Below are 16,660 nucleotides of genomic sequence, written 5' to 3'. Positions count from 1 at the left end.
GGCCGCTGAGGATCAGCCCGCTGAGGCTGGCCGGGGTTCGTAGAAGGTTCCGTCGCGGAGCATCGCGAAGAGGACGTCGGCCCGGCGTCTGGCGAGGCAGAGTAGGGCCTGGGTGTGGTGCTTGCCCTGGGCGATCTTCTTGTCGTAGTAGGCCCGGGACGCGGGGTCGCCCAGAGCGGCGAAGGCGGAGAGGAAGAAGGCTCGTTTGAGCTGCTTGTTTCCCCTTCGGGACGGTTGTTCGCCGCGGATCGAGGACCCCGAGCTCCGGGTCGCCGGGGCGAGCCCCGCGTAGGCGGCGAGGTGGCCGGCGGTCGCGAAGGTGCTGCCGTCGCCGACCTCGATCAGGATGCGGGCTCCGGTCCTGACGCCGACTCCCGGCATCGACGTCAGGACCTTCGAAAGAGGGTGGTCCTCCAGGAGTTCCTCGATCCGCCCGGCCAACAGCTTGCGCTGGTCAAGAACGGCGGCCAGGGATCCGGCCAGGCTCGGGGCGATCAGCGCGGCCGCCTCGGTCCCCGGAACGGTCACGGTCTGCTCGTCCAGCGCGGCGAATATCTCCTCGACCAGCCGCTCGGCCATCCTCGGCGCCTTCGGCCGCAGCAGCGTGACCAGCCGTCGTCGGCCGGCCTTGCGTATCTGTGCCGGTGACCCGAACCGTTCCAGCAGCGTGAGGACGGCCGGGTGCTGCAACCGCGGCCCCAGCACCCGTTCCAGCGACGGATGGATCTGGGTCAGCAGGCCGTGCAGCCGGTTCGCGACCCTCGTTGCCTCGCCGGCCAGGTCGTCGTCGAACCCGACGATCATCTCCAGTTCGGCGATCGTCTCGTCCTCACCGTCGATCGCCCGCAGCGTGTGCGGCATCGCGCGGGCCGCGTCCGCGATGATGAACGCGTCCTTCGCGTCCGTCTTGGCCTCGCCCGGGTAGAGGTCGGCGATTCGCCGCATCGTCAGGCCCGGGAGGTAGGCGACCGGGCAGCCCATGTCCCGTGCGACCGCCAGCGGCAGGGCGCCGATCGAGGCCGGCTGGTCGACCACGACCAGGACGGTTCCGTGCTTGGCCTTCAGCTTGGCGAACAGCTCGCGGAGCTTGGGTTCGGTGTTGGGCAGCCGCTTGTCGAAGGCCTTCTTCCCGGTCGGGGTGACGGCGGTGGCGTGGTGTTCGCCCTTGCCGACGTCCAGGCCGAGGAAGACGTCGATGTCACCGGTGTCGATCACGTGCCAGCCCCTCCATCAGGCTTTCGTCCGGCCTTGCCTCGGCACCGAGCTGCCACATCCACGTTACGGAGAGCTCTTCCGGCTCGGGTGAAGCCGGTGCTCAAGCCCCTCATCAGCGGTCCGTCGATGCCTTCGGACCCGGTGACACCACCCCCCGGATCATCAACAACAAGGGGGGGAAGTCATGCCGGACCCGAAGGCCGGAGGCCCCATTGCGAGGCCACGAAAAAGGTAACGGGGGGGGGCTCCAGGCCGGGCCGAACCCGACGACCACGCGCTTGGACGCTCCCGAGGCGGCCTGAGTACAAAGGTCCACCTCGCCAGCGACGGCCATGCACGACCTCTGGCCCTCCGCGTCACCGCAGGCCAGGCGGGCGACGCCCCGGCCTTCGAGAGCGTCCTGGCCGGCATCCGCGTTCCGCGAAGGGGAAGACCGAGGACCCGACCCGATGCCGTCCTGGCGGACCGCGCGTACTCATCCCGCGCGATCCGGAATCACCTCCGCCGACGCGGAATCCGCGCTGTCATCCCCCAGCCCTCCGACCAGATCGGCCACCGCCTGCGGCGAGGCCGCGCCGGAGGCCGACCACCCGCCTTCGACGCCGAGGCATACAAGGTGCGCAACTCAGTCGAACGATGCATCAACCGGCTCAAGCAGTGGCGCGGCCTGGCCATACGAACCGACAAGCTCGCCATCGCCTACCAGGCTGCACTCCACCTCGCCGCCATCCTCATCTGGGCCCGGCGATAGCCCACTCAGCGATCAACCACCCAGTGCGCGTCCGCAGGCCAAGAGCCCGTGTCGACGATGTGCTCCACGAGCCGGAACGCCTCACGGATGGGGACGGTGTCCTCATCCGGGTACTCGTCGTCCTGCCCGTTGGAGAGGATGAACCCGTCGCTCAACCCCCGGCTCCGGGGTCCACGGCATGCTCGCCGGGATCGCCCTCGTCTTCGAGCAGCATCACCATCGCGCGCTCGGTATTCGGCACGAAGGGCAGCGACCGTCCGGACGAACTGGTCAGCCACGTCTCCAGCTGCCGCTGCCGATTCTCGACCGAAGAGCCTCCAACACCACCTCGGACGACACAGGGACAGGGCTGTCGTCATGGATCACCCAGGACTCGATCACGAGCACGACGATCTCACGGACGATCTAAGAGACAGGCCCTAGCCGGCCTCACCTGCCGCTTCATCCAGCAGGCGTATCAGTACGTCGGAGGGCGCCGCCGGATTGAAAGCGATGCCGCGCAGCCACAGTTCACGGAAGGCCTCGGACACCGCGTCATCCTGCCACTCCCCATCCCTCCGCCACCCGATCCCTTGCCCGTCGTGCATACGGTGACCAGCCGCGGCACGCAGCCAGGGGGACGCACAACGGCAGGGCCGAGTGAAGCAACCGGGCGGGCCCCTTCCGGCGGAAACCGGGAAGGGGCCCGTCTGCGTCAGGCGTCAGGCGGCTATCGGGGCGGTCTGCCCGCCACCGTCACCGGACGGCCGGAACCGCGCGTCACAGGTTCGTCGGCTCCGCTGCCCGTCGGGGTTCGCGGTCGAGGATGCTTTGCTCTGCGGGGGTCAGCTGCGGTCCGTCGAGCAGGGGCCGGCGAAGGCCGCGGGCGGCCGCGAGCAGGACGTCGGGGTGGCCCAGGACCGTGGCCGGCTTCTTCATCGTCATCACGTCGGTCAGTGCCTTGACGACGAGGAAGTTGCCGATGGCGGTGTGGCTGAGGCGGTGTACGTACCGGGCTGCAACCTTGTCGGCGAAGTTGGGAGCCTTGCCGATGGCCCCCGGATAGAAGCGGTCCTGGCCGACGGCGAGCAGCCAGGCCGCGGCAGCCGGTCGGGCGACGGCCTTCTGCGCCTGGGCGGCGAACCTCGGTGCGGTCACGGACACCCGGGCGGCGGTGTCGCGCAGGGCCACCGCGCCGAGGGCCGCGGCGGACATGCCGTGGCCGTAGACGGGGTTGAGGCTGGTGGCGGCGTCGCCGACGACGACGAACCCCGCCGGCATCGCGACCTTCTCGAACCGGCGCTGCCGGTTGGCGGTGCGGCCGTAGACGACGACATCGCTGACCGGCTCGGCGCGGGCCAGGAACTCGGCGGCGAGCGGGTGGCGGACGCCGCGGGCGAAGTCCTCGAAGAGGTCCCCGTCGGCGCTGGGCTCGCCGCCGCGGGTGCCGGAAAGGCTGACGTGCCACTGCCCGTCCTCGATCGAGATGATCGAGACGACCTGGCCGGGCCTGCCCTCCCGCGGGTCGGCCTGGATGTGGATGACGGGCCAGTCCGACTCGGCGCCCTCGGGGGCCCGGTAGCGGCGGCTGGCGTACCGTACGCCGGCGTCCACGACCGTTTCGGGGACGTCGGGCGCGCCGATGGCGGTGAGCCACTCGGGGGCCTTGGAGTCACGGCCGGTGGCGTCGATGACCAGGTCGGCCGTGAGCTCGCTCTCCGCGTAATTCTCGTCCCGCACCCGTACACCGGTCACCTTGGAGGCGGTCCCCATCAGGGCGGTGACGGTGATGCCGGTGCGCACCGAGACGTTCGGGAGGGCGAGAACGGCGGTGCGTACGCCCCAGTCGATCAGGTCCCGGCTGGCGCCGATGAGGTAGTGCGTCTCGGTCCACCGCCGGTACCAGCCCGCGGGGGAGAAGGAGACCATGCCGTTGGGTATCGGTATGCGGTGCGCCCCGGCCTTCAGCCAGGTGTCGGTCATGCCCGGCAGCAGCGATTCGATCGCGTCGGCGCCGCCCGCCCACAGCATGTGGGCGTGGGCGGCCTGGGGAAGTCTGGGCCGGGGCGCCGCGGAGTCGGGGAGGGCTTTGTCCCGCTCGACCAGGAGGACTTCGGCGGCGTGCGGCGCCAGTGCCGCGGCCGCGAGGGTACCGGCGAGACTGCCGCCGAGGATGAGGACGCGGGCGGCGCCGGTGGGCTGCTGGGTCATCGGATGCTGCTTTCTAGGACCGCCGCCTCGCGGGTGGCTCGGACGATGGGGGACTTCGACAGAGCCTTGGACAGCCGCACGAGGCCGGCGACGCCGCCGGCGGAGGTGAGCAGCGGGCCGTCGTTCGCCCTGTCGGCGCCGGATCCCTGGCGGGCCGTCTTGCTGGTCCACACGACGAGGGCGTGGGCCAGGGCGGCGGCGTCCGCGACGGCGTGCGCGTCCTCCTCCGTCCGCGCCGTCTTGAGGGCCTCGCGCAGAGCGGCGGCGTGGATCTCGGGATCCAGACACGGGTGGAGGGTCAGGATCCCGTCGTAGATGTCCGACTCGAGCTGGCAGACCCGTACCTCCATCGGCGTCCACAGGCCGCCGGCCAGGTTGATGCTGTGCTGTGTGGCGACCCGCAGCTCACGCCACGCGGGCTGCAGCCGGTAGTACCGCACCCAGGGGTTCACCAGGTTGATGAGCCGCTGCGACAGCAGGGGCAGGACGAAGCCGATGCCGATCAGCAGGGCGGAGACCGCCGCGATCGGAGGCGCGATCGGCCAGCTGAGGTGGTCCAGGTTATGGCCGCTCCAGCGGGCGCCGACCGCCGTGAACTTCAGGGCGTCGTAGACCAGGTTCAGGATGTAGCCGATGACGATCAGGACCAGCCCGGCGCGCAGCGGGCCGTGGACCACTCGTGCCCAGCGGGTGCACAGGACCGTCATGGTGACCGCGGCCGTGGTGTGCGCCACCAGGTACAGGACGATCATCTCGCGGATGTACGGGGTGTTCGCGTAGTACGTGTCGAGGTCGACCAGCCGTTCGACGGGGGCCTCGCCGAGGGCGAAGAGGCCGAAGAGCGTCGCGATGACCGTGACGGTCGCCCAGTTGCACCAGCGGGACCACCGGGCCGCCTGCGCGGCTTCCTCGGGGCCGCTGCTCCAGCGGATGATGAGCACCAGGTTGGACCCGGAGAACGCCGTGAGGATCGCGTACACGACCGGGGCGGCGAAGTTCGGGAGGCCGCTGATGCGGTTGATCGCGGCGATGGAGGGCACCGCGGCGACGGCGAAGACCCCTGCGGCGACGAACAGCAGTATGCAGACGGACCGCAGCAGCTCGTCCTTGGGATTGCGCCACAGCGGAGGCAGCTTCAGGCAGCCGGCCACGAAGAGGAGGGCGCCGGGTATGTAGAAGGCGACGCCGTTGGGGTTGCTCACGAAGCGACCTGCTGACCGGGGTCGTCTGGCAGCGCGTTCCGGGCGGCGGACCAGAGGGCGGCGGACCAGAGAGGGGCGCAACGGGGGGCTGGCGGTGCGACGTTGCGGGCCTGGGGGAGGCGGGGGCCATTCATTGGGGGTGTCTTTCTCATGAGGCGGCCACGGTGTGGTGTCGAAGGGCGCCGTACTGGCGGGAGACGCGCGCGATTCCCCGGGGTCCGGTGCTGAGCACGGCGCCGAGGGCGGCAGTTCCCGACTCCTGGGATTCCTCGCCGATTTCAACAGCGGACTCCCTGGCCGCGATGGCGTGCGCGATCATGGTGGCAGCGGCCATGGCCCACGCGTCGTCGGAGCCGGCTCCCTCGCCGACCGCCTTCTCGCGGCAGGCCGCCATGGTCTGCGCGTCGCAGTACGGGGCCAGGGTCAGCAGGTCGTCGTGGATGTCCGTCTCGCGGTCGAAGAGCCGGGCTTCGAGCGGCCCCCGCCAGGTGGTGGTGGCGGGCAGCCCCGTGAGCGTTCGGAGCCGGTGCCACAGGGGCCGCATCCACCGGTAGGTCCGCCACGCCTCCCAGGCCGCCACGGCCCGCCTGCCTTGCGGCAGCAGGAATCCGGCGGTTGTCAGGACGGCGCCCATACCGGCCAGCGGCGGCGCGAGGTCGGTGCTGAGGAAGTCGAGGTCCCCACCGGTCCAGCGGGCTACGACGGCGGCGGCCTTGACCACGCCGAAGCCGGTGCTGAAGGCGAATCCGGCGACGAGCGTCAGCAGCCCCGCCCGCAGCCACCCGTCGACGGTGCGCGACCACCGCCAGCACATCGTCGGCACGACGACGCCGACCACCAGGTGCCAGGACAGGTAGACCACGATCATTTCGCGGATCCACGGGGTGGACGCGTAGTGGGTGTCGAGGTCCCGTAGCCGCTCCACCGGGGCGTCGCCCAGGGCGAAGGCCACGGCGATCAGGACGATGACGGTGCCGCAGGCGGCGACCCACCGCCGGACGCGGCGCTGGACGTCCCCGCCGAGCCCCTCACGCCAGTACGCGAGCAGGATGATGCAGCAGGTGTTGAAGACGCTGAGCATCGCGTACACCAGCGGCCCGGAGACGTTCGGTATCCCCACGGTGCGGTTCACCACGGCGATCGTGGGAGGCGCGGCGAAGGCGAATCCGGCACTGGCCATGAACAGCAGGCCGGCGATGGCCCTGACCATGGGGTCGTGCCGCCGCCGGATGAGCCCGGGCAGTTTCACCAGGAAGCCCGCGGCGAGCGCGGCGGCCGGTATGTAGTAGTCCGAGCCGTTCATCAGCCATCGCCGAGAGAAGCCTGGATCCTGGCTGCCGGACCCTCCAGGATCCGCTGCGCCGGGTCGAACTCGACCAGGTGCCGAAACCGACGGCCCATCATGCGGCCGTACTGCTCGGCCTCGGCCTCGTCGCCGGGCACGGCATGGGTCCGCGCGGCGACCAGGCGCAGCGCTTCGTCGAGGTCGTCGGCGTCGAGGAGCTCGTCTCCGAGCAGGCGCGTGGCGACCTGCGTGCCCAGGACGTGCGTGCCGCAGTGCCCGCGGACCATGTGCCAGATCTCGTGGCCCAGGATGACCAGCGCGTGGAACGGGCTGGTGCTCTTGGCGACGACGATGACGTCCTCGCTCTCGCGGTCGAGCCACAGTCCCGACACCGGGCCCAGACCCTGCGGGAAGTCCCGGCGCACGATCCGTACGGGACGGGCCGGATCACCCCGGTACTCGCTCAGGTACCCCGCGATGCGGTCGATCAGCTCATCGATGTCCCGGGGGGCGGGCTCGCCCAGACCCGCGTACAACTCATCGCACAGCCGGACCATTTCCTCTTCCAGCCGCGCACTCTGCCTGCGCTTCCTCACGATCCCCACCCTTGCCTCCTCACCTGCGCACCGCGAGCGATGCCACCGGTCCGCAACCCCCCGCGCCGTCGGCGACGCCGGGTCATCGCGTCTCGTGCTGGTCGTCCACGATGAGGTTCAGGAGGTCCTGCATCGCGGCCAGGGTCTCCGGCGCGCCGCGGAAGGCAACCGACCGGAGCTTGTACTTCTCCTTGAGCTCGCGCAGGCCCGAGAGCTGCCGTGCCTGCTCGTCCGCCAGCTTCTCCTCGAGGGCGCGGGCGAGCGCCTGGGAAGGGGTCGCGGTCAGGAAGCCCCTGGGAACCTTGAAGAGGTCCTCGATCCGGGCAGCCAGCTCCAGGCTGGGAACCTTGCGCCCCTTGAGCAGCTCGCCGACCCACTGGGGGGTGACATCGGCTCCGGCGGCGATCTCGCCCTGCGAATACTGGCCGCCGTCCGGGCGCAGGCGGGTCTCGCGGAGGAACGCCAGCCGCTCGGCAACCTGTTGCTGGAAATCGGCCTGGGGCATGGGCCGCCGGGTCAGGCCCGCCCGCACGACGCCGACCGGCAGGCCGGTGCTCATCGACAGCGGGACCGGGTCGAGAACAGTGGCCCAGTCGAGGTCGGCTTCCTCGACCAGCTGCTCCAGGAGACCGAGGCTCTTCAGATGCGGGTCACCCTCGTCGGTCACGATGTCTCCTGGCGGGGTTCGGTGGCTGGGCGGCTGCTGGAGGATAGTGCTCCGACCTGCCAAACCACTAGATCAGAGCGACGATCGATTCCACAACTGAAACGATCCTCGTCTTGAAACCGCCGCAAGGAGGCGCACGGTATTCCGGCCGGACGAGGGGCGCCAACCGTCACGAACCAGCAGATCAGGTGTGGTGCGCCCGGCCACCTGGTGAACTCGCTGATGGATGAGGGACGCTGCTGGCATAGTGAAATGATCGTTTCACGTCGTGAATTGATCGTTGACAGCGGCGTGGTGTACGTAGCAGGATCCTGGTTCGTGATCGCAACAATCACATGCAGCCTGCGCGTCGGTACTGCTCGGGCCCGCCTGAGCGACACCTGACGGACCGAATCCTTCCAGGCGATGCGGAAGCCATGACGAACGGCTGCTGCACCGCCGTGAAAGGGCGGATGGCCGCCCCTCCTGCGACGGAGGAACGGCCATCCAGTGTGACTCGCCCGAGTCATCGCACCACCGGATCGTGGACCTGAATCCATTCCCGGAGGCGTGGCATGCGTGTGCGACCACGCGTGCTCTTGAGCAGCATAACCGCGCGCCCCTGCCCATTGCACTGGCCGGCCGGCGGAGAGCGAACTTGAGCTGCCTATGCGCCCGGTGAGCGCTGCGCCTCTCGGGCACGTCTGCCGTTGTCGTCGGCCGCCGCCGGCGTGATTCCCTGACCGGGGGTCGGTGTCAGGCTGGGGCGCTAACGTCCGTGAGACTGAGGCCGGCCAGCCCGTTCAATGGCGGGTCGAGGCGCCGCTTGTTCGTTCTCGGCCCTCTCCAGGGCGCTGATGGTCCGGCGGCGCCATCGCGTGGCTCCTACGACGGCCGCCACTGCCACTGCCAGAGTCAGCAGGCAGGCAAGTGGGACTGCCCAGGCTGCGGCTGCGAACAGGATGCCTAGTGATTCCATGCGTTCCCTCCTTAATGGAGGGTACCTCTGTTTTTTTGAGCGTGTTCAAATAACCCGGCAGGCCCCTCGCCGAGAGCATGGGCAAGATGGACCTGAAGCTGGGCCGGCTCCCCGGCGGCGAGACGCGCATAGAGGGCATGGATTCGGAGTGACGTCGACGAGGAGCCCGAGGCCGCCGACGATGACGCGGCCGTTGCGGACCGCGACGCGTAGGTCCGCGTACCGGCGCAGGCGGGTGATGTCCCCTAGTTCCTTCGTAGCGACCGCGGTGGTGCTGAGTGGCTTCACGGCGGTGTTTGAGTGGTGAGGTCTGTCACGCCTGTCGCCACCCTGGTCGGTGAGGCCTCTGGGTAGATCGTGAGGACGGCTCGTCACCGAGTGTTGGCGGCCTCGTGGGCGCCGGATGGATGCCTTTGATGCCCCCCGCCAGCGGATGCCTCCTGGGTAGAGCGGCGGCGCCCGGCGTTCTCGTGGCCGTCACCACCCTCTGCCTTGATCACTCGTCGGTGTTGGTGATGCGAGCCGCCCCGAGGTGACCTCTTGATGCGCCCGAGCCGTCCGAGCTCCCGTCATAGACCGAGGCTCAGCGGTAGTACGTCACGATGCTCTGCACTGAGTCGGGTTCATAGGCCACCCAGCTGTCCTCTTCGGCCAGCCGGTTGCCGTTCACCTCAAGCGTCGGCGTTCTCGGCGCCCCGGCCTCGTCGTAGGCGTTCTCCGAGGCGCCTATCCAGGCCCCGTACCGCATGTCCTTCACCGCCGCGTCGAAGGCACTTCCTCGCAGCCCCTTGACCGTGCTGGCGCGCTCTAGGAGGTAGGCATCCGTATAGCCTTCCGCGGGCGCGGGCGCCGACATGAGAGCGCGATGGAACTCGGCGAACTTGCCCTGCTCCAAGGCGGCTCGCAGCGCATTGGCAGCCTTCTTCGAACCGTTGCCGCCGTTCCGGTCCAGGAACGTCGCCAGCCGGTACTCCGCCCTGATCTCCCCCCTCAGCACAGCCTCGTGCACCCCGGGACCGGCCCCCTTCGTCTCGTACTCCCGGGTGAAGGGACAGCTCATGTCCTCATACACCCGCACCGTGACATCGGCGTCCGGAGCGCCCAGCACGATCGTCGTCCCGTCCGCGGACAGCGACTCTGGAACACTCGCGGTCGTATACCGCGGCGCGTCCCCCCACACGTTCGTGACCACCACCGCTGTGGCCACCGCGACAGCGATCGAACCCCAGACCGCGCCACGCCGAGCTACCCGCACAGACATTCCCCTCTCAGGTCAAAGAACGGACCCTAGCCTCTGCGGCCGCAGCTCGCATCGGAGAATGCCCTGTGCCGCCCCGCCCTGGAGGGCGAGCCGATGTAGGCGGCCTGCTGGCCGCAGGAGACACGGACGGCACACCGCGCACGTGGACCGGATTCCGTCGGCCCGGGCCGGCAGGAGGTCGCATAATCCGGGTCGCAATGCAGGCGGAGGACGTGCCGCTCTGCAGGCAGACGTAGGACGCGGGAGAGCCCCCGAGGGTCGGCCTGGCCAGCATTGATTCAGGGCGCCATCCGGGCGAGCGTGGGCCGCGACGGCACGTAGGGTCAAGGCGGGCCGATGCGGGACAGCAGTGTGCGGACCGCCGCGTTGCGGGAGTGTGTCGGGTGCAGGTACCGCTCGCAGGCAGCCAATGCCCTGTCGGCTTCCGCCCGGGCTTCGGCCCTGCGGCCCAAGGCGTGCAGAGCGGTAGCCCTGTAGAGCTCCAGATGCCCCGCGGCGTGCGGCTGCGGCTCGGGCAGGGATTCCAGCGACTCGGCCAGTGCCTCCGCATGGCGGCCCAGGCCCGACAGGCTGCGGATGAGCAGGACTCGGAGGGGCTGCACGACGTCAGTGTCGGCCCGTGCCCGATTTCCGCGGGCGATCGTCTCCGCCTCCTCGTAGCGGCCCTGCGCGCACAGGGTGTGCCCGAGGCAGATCAGGGCGGACAGTTCGAGCTGCCGGTCCCTTTCGTCGTGCGCCCTCCGCGCCAGCGCGCGCAGGACGTCTCTCGCTTCCGCCTCCGCTTCGGCGGGCCGTTCTGTGTCGATCAGCACCCACGCGCGGTTCAGACGGGCGGGCAGCAGCAGCCCCCGGTGTATGCCGTACGTCCGCTCAGCCTCTGCGATCAGTGCCTCGAACTCGGCCAGCAGCGGATGCGCTTGTCGTCCATGGGCGCGTGCTGCGAGGGCGGCGACGTAGGCGGCGTACCAGACGGTGCCCGGTCGGCGGTCCCGTCCTCTGCGGCTGCGCCGGGCCTCGACGAGAGCTCGTGCCCGGGCCTCGGCTTCCTCGAACTGGCCCTTGTCCATGAGCGCGTAGGCCTCGTCGAGGGCAGCGAGGTGCCAGGGGGCCGGGGCCCCGCCCGTCCACGCCACCCAGGAGGCTGCTTGCCCCATACGTTTGAGGTACGTCATAGCAGATGAGGGTACGTAGCCACCGGGGATGCCCTGTCAGCGGCCCGCACCGATCTCACGCCGCCACTCCGGTTAGCGGCGAGGGGGAGGGACTGCAGCGCCGCGCAGCCGCTCAGGCCGCAGCGCCCTAGCCTGAACGCTCGGTCGCCGGCCTCCTTCGTCGCGCTCGATGTGCTCCAGCTCGGCGGGACTGAGCTGCTGCTTCCCCCACCGCGAGCGCCGCACCCTGCCCAAGGACCTGTTCACCTGAACGGCGACAGAACCCGGCCGCCGGCCGGCAGGCCGTTCTTTAGTCGGTTGATCGTCCGCTCCACCTCGTTGCGGCGTCGGTAGATTTCTCGGTCGAACCCGATAGGACCTCCGCAGCCGATGACCGCGCCCGACAGAGAGCACATGCTGTCGGTGAGCGACAGGCCGTCAACGGCGAAGCGGGCGCCTGCAGTGCACTGATCGCTGCCGACGAGGCCAGACTCGCGCCGGCCCGCGGACCATCGCGAGGCCCGGGCGGCCCAAGGCCGACTGGCCAAGGAGCGCGAAGGGCTGCCTGGGCGCGAACGGGCGCCTGTGCCGGGGTCATGATGGACACATGAGCAGTCATCAGTCTCTTGTCCTCGCTGCGGCCCAGGCGGCCGGTCCGTGTCCGGTGGGGGAGGAGTCCGCCTGGCAGGCGCGGGTGCGGGCGTTGTCCGTCGACCTGTTCGTGCTGGGGGATGTCGTGGCCCGGGACGTTCAGCGGCTGTCCGCGGCGACCCGCTTTCCCGCGACCCTGCTAGCGGTCACGGTGGAGGAGTCGAGTACGCGCGGGGTCCTGCTGCTGCGCAACGTCTCCGGTGAGCTGGAGCCGGCCATCCGTACCGACCGGGGCGACACGGACGCCGGGGCGGCGATGATCACGAGGGCGCAGGCGTTGGTGGGGCGGCGGGTGCTGGTCTACAAGGAGATGGAGGCGCTGGCCTCGAACCCGATGCACAAGGCGCGCGTCGTGGTGCACCTGATGGACCTGGGGCCCGAGACGGAGGCGATCGGAGAGGACGAGGCCAAGGGCTACGTCCTCCAGGCGGCCGCCGGCGACAAGGAGCTGGCGCTGCGTGCCTGGCAGCAGGCCTTGCTGCCGGAGCGCGGGCCGGTGACCGCGGCCCAGCTGGGCGGTGCTTTGGCTCGCCTGCAGGCGGGCGAGGCCGGCTGAACGTGTCGTTTTTGGCGCGGACTCGGTGGAGCGGGCGGGCGCGAGGGACGTTCAGATCCAATTGCCCCAGCCGAACGTTGCGGTGTACGCCCGTTGGATGGCGTCCCAGCCATGGGCGCTGCCGATGTGGATCACTGTCAGCGCAAGGATGAACCAGGCCGTGAAGGCACCAGGAATGATCAGTGTCCATCGAGGGCCGGAAAAGGTGGCCACCACGATGAGGGCGATGATGGTCACGCCCAAACCCATGTGGGCGGCGGGCAGATCGGAGCGCAGGACTTCGCGCAAAGCGTGGCGTTCTTGCTGCACATCCCGGCTGTAACGGGAAGAGGCCGAGTCTTCGCTGTTCTCTCGCTCAGAGCTGTGCTCCATCAGGCCCCCTGTTGGTCCAGCTGCGAATATCCGCGGAGCCTACGCCGTGCTGTGAGCGCGGTCAGCGTCGGTTTCGCGTCGAGGTTTCGTCCCCTCCTGTGGTGGGGCCGACGCGGTTTCCCCGTGGCGAGGACGCGTCCCACCTCATAGCGGGCGGCGGACCGTCGCGACCGGGTGGCAGTGCGATCAGGCCGGGTTCCCGGGCACGTGTGGGTCGTTGAGCAGCCCATGGGACGGGACAAGGCGAACAGACCGCGCAGGCCGCAGGATCTGGTCCCGCTTTCGGAGGGACATGTCGAGGCGGTGCCTGGGGTGACGGTGACCTTGACTGGCCCGCCCACGGTCACGTCGGCCGCGGCGCACGAGCGGATGGCGAAAGCCCCGAGGCGCTCGGCGACTACGTAGGGACCGGCTCGCAGTGGCAGGTCGGGGTGCCCCGGGGCATACGCGGGTGACGGGGGTCCCGTCGATGGCCGAGGCGCTACGCGTGGCACTGGTCGTGGCCGACCGGATGTTCTCGCCCGGCATCGTCTTGCTGCGCACGGTGGCAGGACGCGAAGGCGTGGAGGCCCACCTCTCTTGCCGGCTGTACCGATGGTCCCCACGGCCGTGATCGACTGCCCTCATCGACCTCAAAGGCCGTGTTTCATGGCGCGGGTGGAGAAGCCCAGCCCGATGGTGGCGATCACCGTTGCGGCGAGGGCGCCGTGGAGCACGGAGGTGTCGAGGAAGTCGCCGGCGAACAGGGCACGGGCGGCGTCGACGACGTACGTGATGGGGTTGATCATGGCGGCCTTGCTCAGCCAGCCGGGTGCGTTCTCGACCGGCAGGAGGATGCCGGAGAGCAGCATGATCGGGAAGATCAGCATCTGGGTGACCATCCAGAACAGGGTGCCGCTGGGCCGTGAGGCGATGGCCAGGATGTAGGACAGGGCGCTGAGTCCGACCGCCATGACGGTGAGCAGCGCCATGGCGGCCAGGGCGCCGGTCAGGTGAAGTTTCATGCCCAGCGGGATGGCGATGGCGGTGATGAGGATCGCTTGCACGAACAGGGTGGCGGTGTCCTTGGCGGTGCGTCCGAGGATGAGTGAGGTGCGGCTGACGGGGGTGACGAGGAAGCGTTCCATCTGTCCCCCGGTCAGTTCGCTGAGCATGCTGTGACCGGCCGAGAGCGGCCCCATGAGGCACATCATCACGATGATGCCGGGGACGAACCACTGCCAGACGTCGCCGGCCCCGGCCCCGAGATCGGCTTCGGTGCCGACGAGCATCGAGCCGAACAGGATGAGGAACAGCAAAGGCTGTCCCATGGCCAGGACGATGCTGACGGGGGAGCGTAGCTCGGGCGTGATTTCGCGGGAGAAGACCGTGGCGGTGTCGCGGAGGAGCTTAGGCATGGGTGGCTCCGATCGGCTCGGCGCTGGCGGTCTCGTAGGCGTGGCCGGTGTCTTCGAGCCTGCGGCCGGTGAGGTTGATGAAGACGTCGTCGAGGGACGGTCGGCGCATGCAGGCGTGCGTGACCGTGATCGCGTTGTGGTGCAGCAGCCGCAGGTAGGCAGGTAGGGCGGCGTCAACATCGGCGATCCGCACGTGCACTGTCTGCCCTTCGGCCGTGACCTCGAGGACGCCGGCCATCTGACCGGCAACGCGTGCGGCGGCATGTGCCGAGTCGGTATCCGGCGTCGTGATGTGCATCCAGTCGCCGGCCAGGTCGGCCTTGAGAGCGGCCGCAGTGCCGTTGGCGATGACCCGCCCTTGGTCGACGATGACAATCCGCTCGGCCATCTGGTCGGCTTCGTCGAGGTAGTGGGTGGTCAGCAGGATCGTGATGCCGTGCTCGCGGCGCAGGTGTTGGATCTGATCCCACAGGCCAGCGCGGCTGTGTGGATCGAGGCCCGTGGTGGGTTCGTCGAGGAAGAGCACGCTCGGGTTGTGTATGAGCCCGAGGGCGATGTCCACGCGCCGTCGCTGCCCACCCGAGAGGCTGCCGGGGACGCGGGCGGCAAGGTCGCTGATGCCCAGGATCTCCAGAACCTCGTCGGCCCGGCGCCGCGCATCACGAAGCCGGAGCCCGTAGCAGCGCCCCTGGGTGATGAGCTCCTCGCGGATGCGGTGGTTCTCCCCGGAGGCGTTCTTCTGTCCCACGTAGCCGATCGCCTTGCGCACCCGGCCCGGTTCGCGGGCCGCGTCAAAGCCCGCGATGTGCACGCGGCCCGCAGTGGGCGGCAGCAGCGTGGTCAGCATCCGCAAGGTGGTGGACTTGCCCGCACCGTTCGGCCCGAGCAGCGCCAGCAGCTCACCGGCCGCGACATCAAAGCTGACCTCGCGCACCGCCTCGATCGTCCCCTTGCCCACCTTGAAGGTCCGACGCAGACCCTCGGCCCGGATCATCTTCTCTCCACTCATAACGCGGACTGTAAAGCACCCTGAATGGAACTTCAAACTTCCACTTCTGAGTCCCAGCAACCCCTTACGGGTGTCACTGATACCATTGGGTCATGAGTGCGAAGCAGACATCCAGTGCCCGGAATCGAACCGAACGGGCCATTGTGACTGCCGCGGTGCGTGTTTGGGCGCGCGAGCGGGCAGCCACGTTGCCCCAGGTCGCCGAGGCCGCGGAGGTCGGCCGCACGACCCTGCACCGCTACTTCCCAGAACGCGACGGTCTGCTGCGCGCCGCCACCGAGCACGCTCTGGAAGCCATCGGCGGCGCCATCGTCGAAGCGGAGCCCGACAAAGGGCACCCGCTGGATGCCATGCGGCGTGTGATCGCGGCTCTGGCCTCGGCCAGCGATGCGATCATGTTCGTCTTCGGCGACCAGTCCCTGGTGCGCGATGTCGCCCCCACCCTCGAGTCTGACCTTCCGGCACCGCACGACCCGGTGATCGACCTCATCCGCCGCGGGCAGGCCGAGGACGTCTTCGATGACCAGCTCAGCGCCGAATGGATCCAGCAAGTCCTTTGGGGAGTGACCTACACCGCCTTCGAACAGGTCGAACGGGGTGCCCTCGCCAAGTTCGACGTCACCGCGACCGTGACCCGCACACTGGAACGGGGGGTCACCGCCACGGCTGGTGCACGTCCGGGATCGGACCCGAAGCCATGACCGGCACAACCACCGAGGCAGGCTGGAGTGTCGACTTCTGGCTCGACCCGGCCTGCCCGCTCACCCGCCACACCGCACGCTGGATCGCCCAGGTCGCCGACCAGGTGGCGCTCCAGGTGCGCTGGTGGGTGATGAGCCTGGCGGTGCTCAACGAGCATCGCGACGACGACCCCGAAGGCGACCCACACGGCTACCTGTGGATTCCCGCCCGCATCGCGGCGGCCGTCCAGACCGACCACGGACATACCGCACTCGGCAGGTTCTACGCCGCACTGTGGACCGAGCCTGACGGCACCGCGCGCGAATGGATCGGCGACATCGGCGAAGCCCTGCACCGCAGCGGCCTGCCCACCGTGCTCACCGAGGCCGGTACCGCCACCGACTACGACCAGGCACTGCGCGCCTCGCACCACGCCGGCGTCGACCAGATCGATACCCAGATTGGCACTCCCGTCTTGGCCATCACCACACCCGACGGCACCCAACGAGCATTTTTCGGCCCCGTCCTCAACGCCACCCCTGCGAGAGCAGACGTCATCCGCCTCTGGGAAGCCACCCTCCTGATGGCCAGCGTCTCGACATTCCGCGAACTCAAGGCGTGACACCCGGTCATCGACGTTCACCGACACAGCCCCGGCTCAGGTGTCGATGACACTCCGCCGGCCCCTCCAGCTGTGTGGCAGAGAGGACGCGGAGCG

The 16,660-nt window shown here is 69.4% G+C and carries 15 protein-coding genes and 1 pseudogene; 4 read left to right on the top strand and 12 right to left on the bottom strand.

Annotated elements, in window-relative coordinates; all coding sequences use genetic code 11:
• Nucleotides 1-12: 12 nt before the first annotated feature.
• The gene (locus tag BGK67_RS33605) at nt 13-1,215 is read right to left on the bottom strand and encodes an IS110 family RNA-guided transposase (protein ID WP_069924348.1); all 1,203 of its coding nucleotides are present in this window, start codon (nt 1,213-1,215) and stop codon (nt 13-15) included.
• Between the two features lie 274 nt (nt 1,216-1,489).
• Here BGK67_RS33605 and BGK67_RS33600 point away from each other — a divergent pair.
• Nucleotides 1,490-1,966: pseudogene (locus BGK67_RS33600) on the top strand (IS5 family transposase); the annotation flags it as partial.
• Between the two features lie 5 nt (nt 1,967-1,971).
• Here the strand turns inward: BGK67_RS33600 and BGK67_RS40475 are convergent.
• The 8 genes from BGK67_RS40475 to BGK67_RS33560 form a co-directional block, all read right to left on the bottom strand.
• On the bottom strand, nt 1,972-2,121 hold the full coding sequence (locus BGK67_RS40475) for a hypothetical protein (protein ID WP_244291543.1): 150 nt from the start codon (nt 2,119-2,121) through the stop codon (nt 1,972-1,974).
• Nucleotides 2,122-2,725: 604 nt separating this feature from the next.
• Complete coding sequence (locus BGK67_RS33590) at nt 2,726-4,156, bottom strand: NAD(P)/FAD-dependent oxidoreductase (protein ID WP_069924346.1); 1,431 nt, start codon at nt 4,154-4,156, stop codon at nt 2,726-2,728.
• Entirely contained in the window at nt 4,153-5,358 is a 1,206-nt protein-coding gene (locus BGK67_RS33585) for an MAB_1171c family putative transporter (protein WP_069924345.1), read from the bottom strand. Before BGK67_RS33585 ends, BGK67_RS33590 begins: the two co-directional genes overlap by 4 nt.
• A gap of 148 nt (nt 5,359-5,506) precedes the next feature.
• The gene (locus BGK67_RS33580; RefSeq protein ID WP_069924344.1) at nt 5,507-6,661 is read right to left on the bottom strand and encodes an MAB_1171c family putative transporter; all 1,155 of its coding nucleotides are present in this window, start codon (nt 6,659-6,661) and stop codon (nt 5,507-5,509) included.
• On the bottom strand, nt 6,661-7,248 hold the full coding sequence (locus BGK67_RS33575) for a toxin-antitoxin system, toxin component (protein ID WP_141754142.1): 588 nt from the start codon (nt 7,246-7,248) through the stop codon (nt 6,661-6,663). Before BGK67_RS33575 ends, BGK67_RS33580 begins: the two co-directional genes overlap by 1 nt.
• Before the next feature lie 73 nt (nt 7,249-7,321).
• Nucleotides 7,322-7,906, bottom strand: coding sequence for a helix-turn-helix transcriptional regulator (locus tag BGK67_RS33570; RefSeq protein ID WP_069924342.1), 585 nt, complete (start codon nt 7,904-7,906; stop codon nt 7,322-7,324).
• 1,541 nt (nt 7,907-9,447) lie between these two features.
• Complete coding sequence (locus BGK67_RS33565) at nt 9,448-10,071, bottom strand: DsbA family protein (protein ID WP_244291542.1); 624 nt, start codon at nt 10,069-10,071, stop codon at nt 9,448-9,450.
• 377 nt (nt 10,072-10,448) lie between these two features.
• Nucleotides 10,449-11,297 (bottom strand): tetratricopeptide repeat protein, encoded by an 849-nt coding sequence (locus BGK67_RS33560; RefSeq protein ID WP_079154724.1) that lies wholly within the window; start codon nt 11,295-11,297, stop codon nt 10,449-10,451.
• A gap of 586 nt (nt 11,298-11,883) precedes the next feature.
• On the opposite strand from BGK67_RS33560, the gene BGK67_RS33555 reads away from it, so the two are divergent.
• Complete coding sequence (locus BGK67_RS33555; RefSeq protein ID WP_069924340.1) at nt 11,884-12,483, top strand: hypothetical protein; 600 nt, start codon at nt 11,884-11,886, stop codon at nt 12,481-12,483.
• Between the two features lie 51 nt (nt 12,484-12,534).
• On the opposite strand, the gene BGK67_RS40470 is transcribed toward BGK67_RS33555, so the two are convergent.
• The 3 genes from BGK67_RS40470 to BGK67_RS33540 form a co-directional block, all read right to left on the bottom strand.
• Nucleotides 12,535-12,855, bottom strand: coding sequence for a hypothetical protein (locus BGK67_RS40470; protein WP_244291541.1), 321 nt, complete (start codon nt 12,853-12,855; stop codon nt 12,535-12,537).
• A gap of 632 nt (nt 12,856-13,487) precedes the next feature.
• On the bottom strand, nt 13,488-14,252 hold the full coding sequence (locus BGK67_RS33545) for an ABC transporter permease (RefSeq protein WP_069924339.1): 765 nt from the start codon (nt 14,250-14,252) through the stop codon (nt 13,488-13,490).
• The gene (locus BGK67_RS33540) at nt 14,245-15,246 is read right to left on the bottom strand and encodes an ATP-binding cassette domain-containing protein (RefSeq protein ID WP_069924338.1); all 1,002 of its coding nucleotides are present in this window, start codon (nt 15,244-15,246) and stop codon (nt 14,245-14,247) included. The genes BGK67_RS33545 and BGK67_RS33540 overlap by 8 nt, the downstream gene beginning before the upstream one ends.
• 107 nt (nt 15,247-15,353) lie before the next feature.
• Here BGK67_RS33540 and BGK67_RS33535 point away from each other — a divergent pair, with 107 nt between their 5' ends.
• Together BGK67_RS33535 and BGK67_RS33530 are read left to right on the top strand one after the other, a co-directional pair.
• A complete protein-coding gene (locus tag BGK67_RS33535) occupies nt 15,354-15,962 on the top strand; it encodes a TetR/AcrR family transcriptional regulator (RefSeq protein ID WP_069924337.1) in 609 nt (202 codons plus the stop codon).
• Nucleotides 15,959-16,564, top strand: a complete 606-nt coding sequence (locus BGK67_RS33530) for a mycothiol-dependent nitroreductase Rv2466c family protein (protein ID WP_069924336.1) — start codon at nt 15,959-15,961, stop codon at nt 16,562-16,564. Before BGK67_RS33535 ends, BGK67_RS33530 begins: the two co-directional genes overlap by 4 nt.
• Nucleotides 16,565-16,660: the final 96 nt, after the last annotated feature.

Origin of the sequence: Streptomyces subrutilus, assembly GCF_001746425.1 — a bacterium.
In the GTDB taxonomy this organism is placed as follows: Bacteria; Actinomycetota; Actinomycetes; order Streptomycetales; family Streptomycetaceae; genus Streptomyces; species Streptomyces subrutilus_A.
This window is presented reverse-complemented; position numbering and strand designations above follow the sequence as displayed.

Excerpts from the sequence above, each read along its gene's own strand:
- BGK67_RS33590 (WP_069924346.1), bottom strand. The coding sequence starts at position 4,156 with ATGACCCAGCAGCCCACCGGCGCCGCCCGCGTCCTCATCCTCGGCGGC.
- BGK67_RS33580 (WP_069924344.1), bottom strand. The coding sequence starts at position 6,661 with ATGAACGGCTCGGACTACTACATACCGGCCGCCGCGCTCGCCGCGGGC.
- BGK67_RS33560 (WP_079154724.1), bottom strand. The coding sequence starts at position 11,297 with ATGACGTACCTCAAACGTATGGGGCAAGCAGCCTCCTGGGTGGCGTGG.
- BGK67_RS33555 (WP_069924340.1), top strand. The coding sequence starts at position 11,884 with ATGAGCAGTCATCAGTCTCTTGTCCTCGCTGCGGCCCAGGCGGCCGGT.
- BGK67_RS40470 (WP_244291541.1), bottom strand. The coding sequence starts at position 12,855 with ATGGAGCACAGCTCTGAGCGAGAGAACAGCGAAGACTCGGCCTCTTCC.
- BGK67_RS33545 (WP_069924339.1), bottom strand. The coding sequence starts at position 14,252 with ATGCCTAAGCTCCTCCGCGACACCGCCACGGTCTTCTCCCGCGAAATC.
- BGK67_RS33540 (WP_069924338.1), bottom strand. The coding sequence starts at position 15,246 with ATGATCCGGGCCGAGGGTCTGCGTCGGACCTTCAAGGTGGGCAAGGGG.
- BGK67_RS33535 (WP_069924337.1), top strand. The coding sequence starts at position 15,354 with ATGAGTGCGAAGCAGACATCCAGTGCCCGGAATCGAACCGAACGGGCC.
- BGK67_RS33530 (WP_069924336.1), top strand. The coding sequence starts at position 15,959 with ATGACCGGCACAACCACCGAGGCAGGCTGGAGTGTCGACTTCTGGCTC.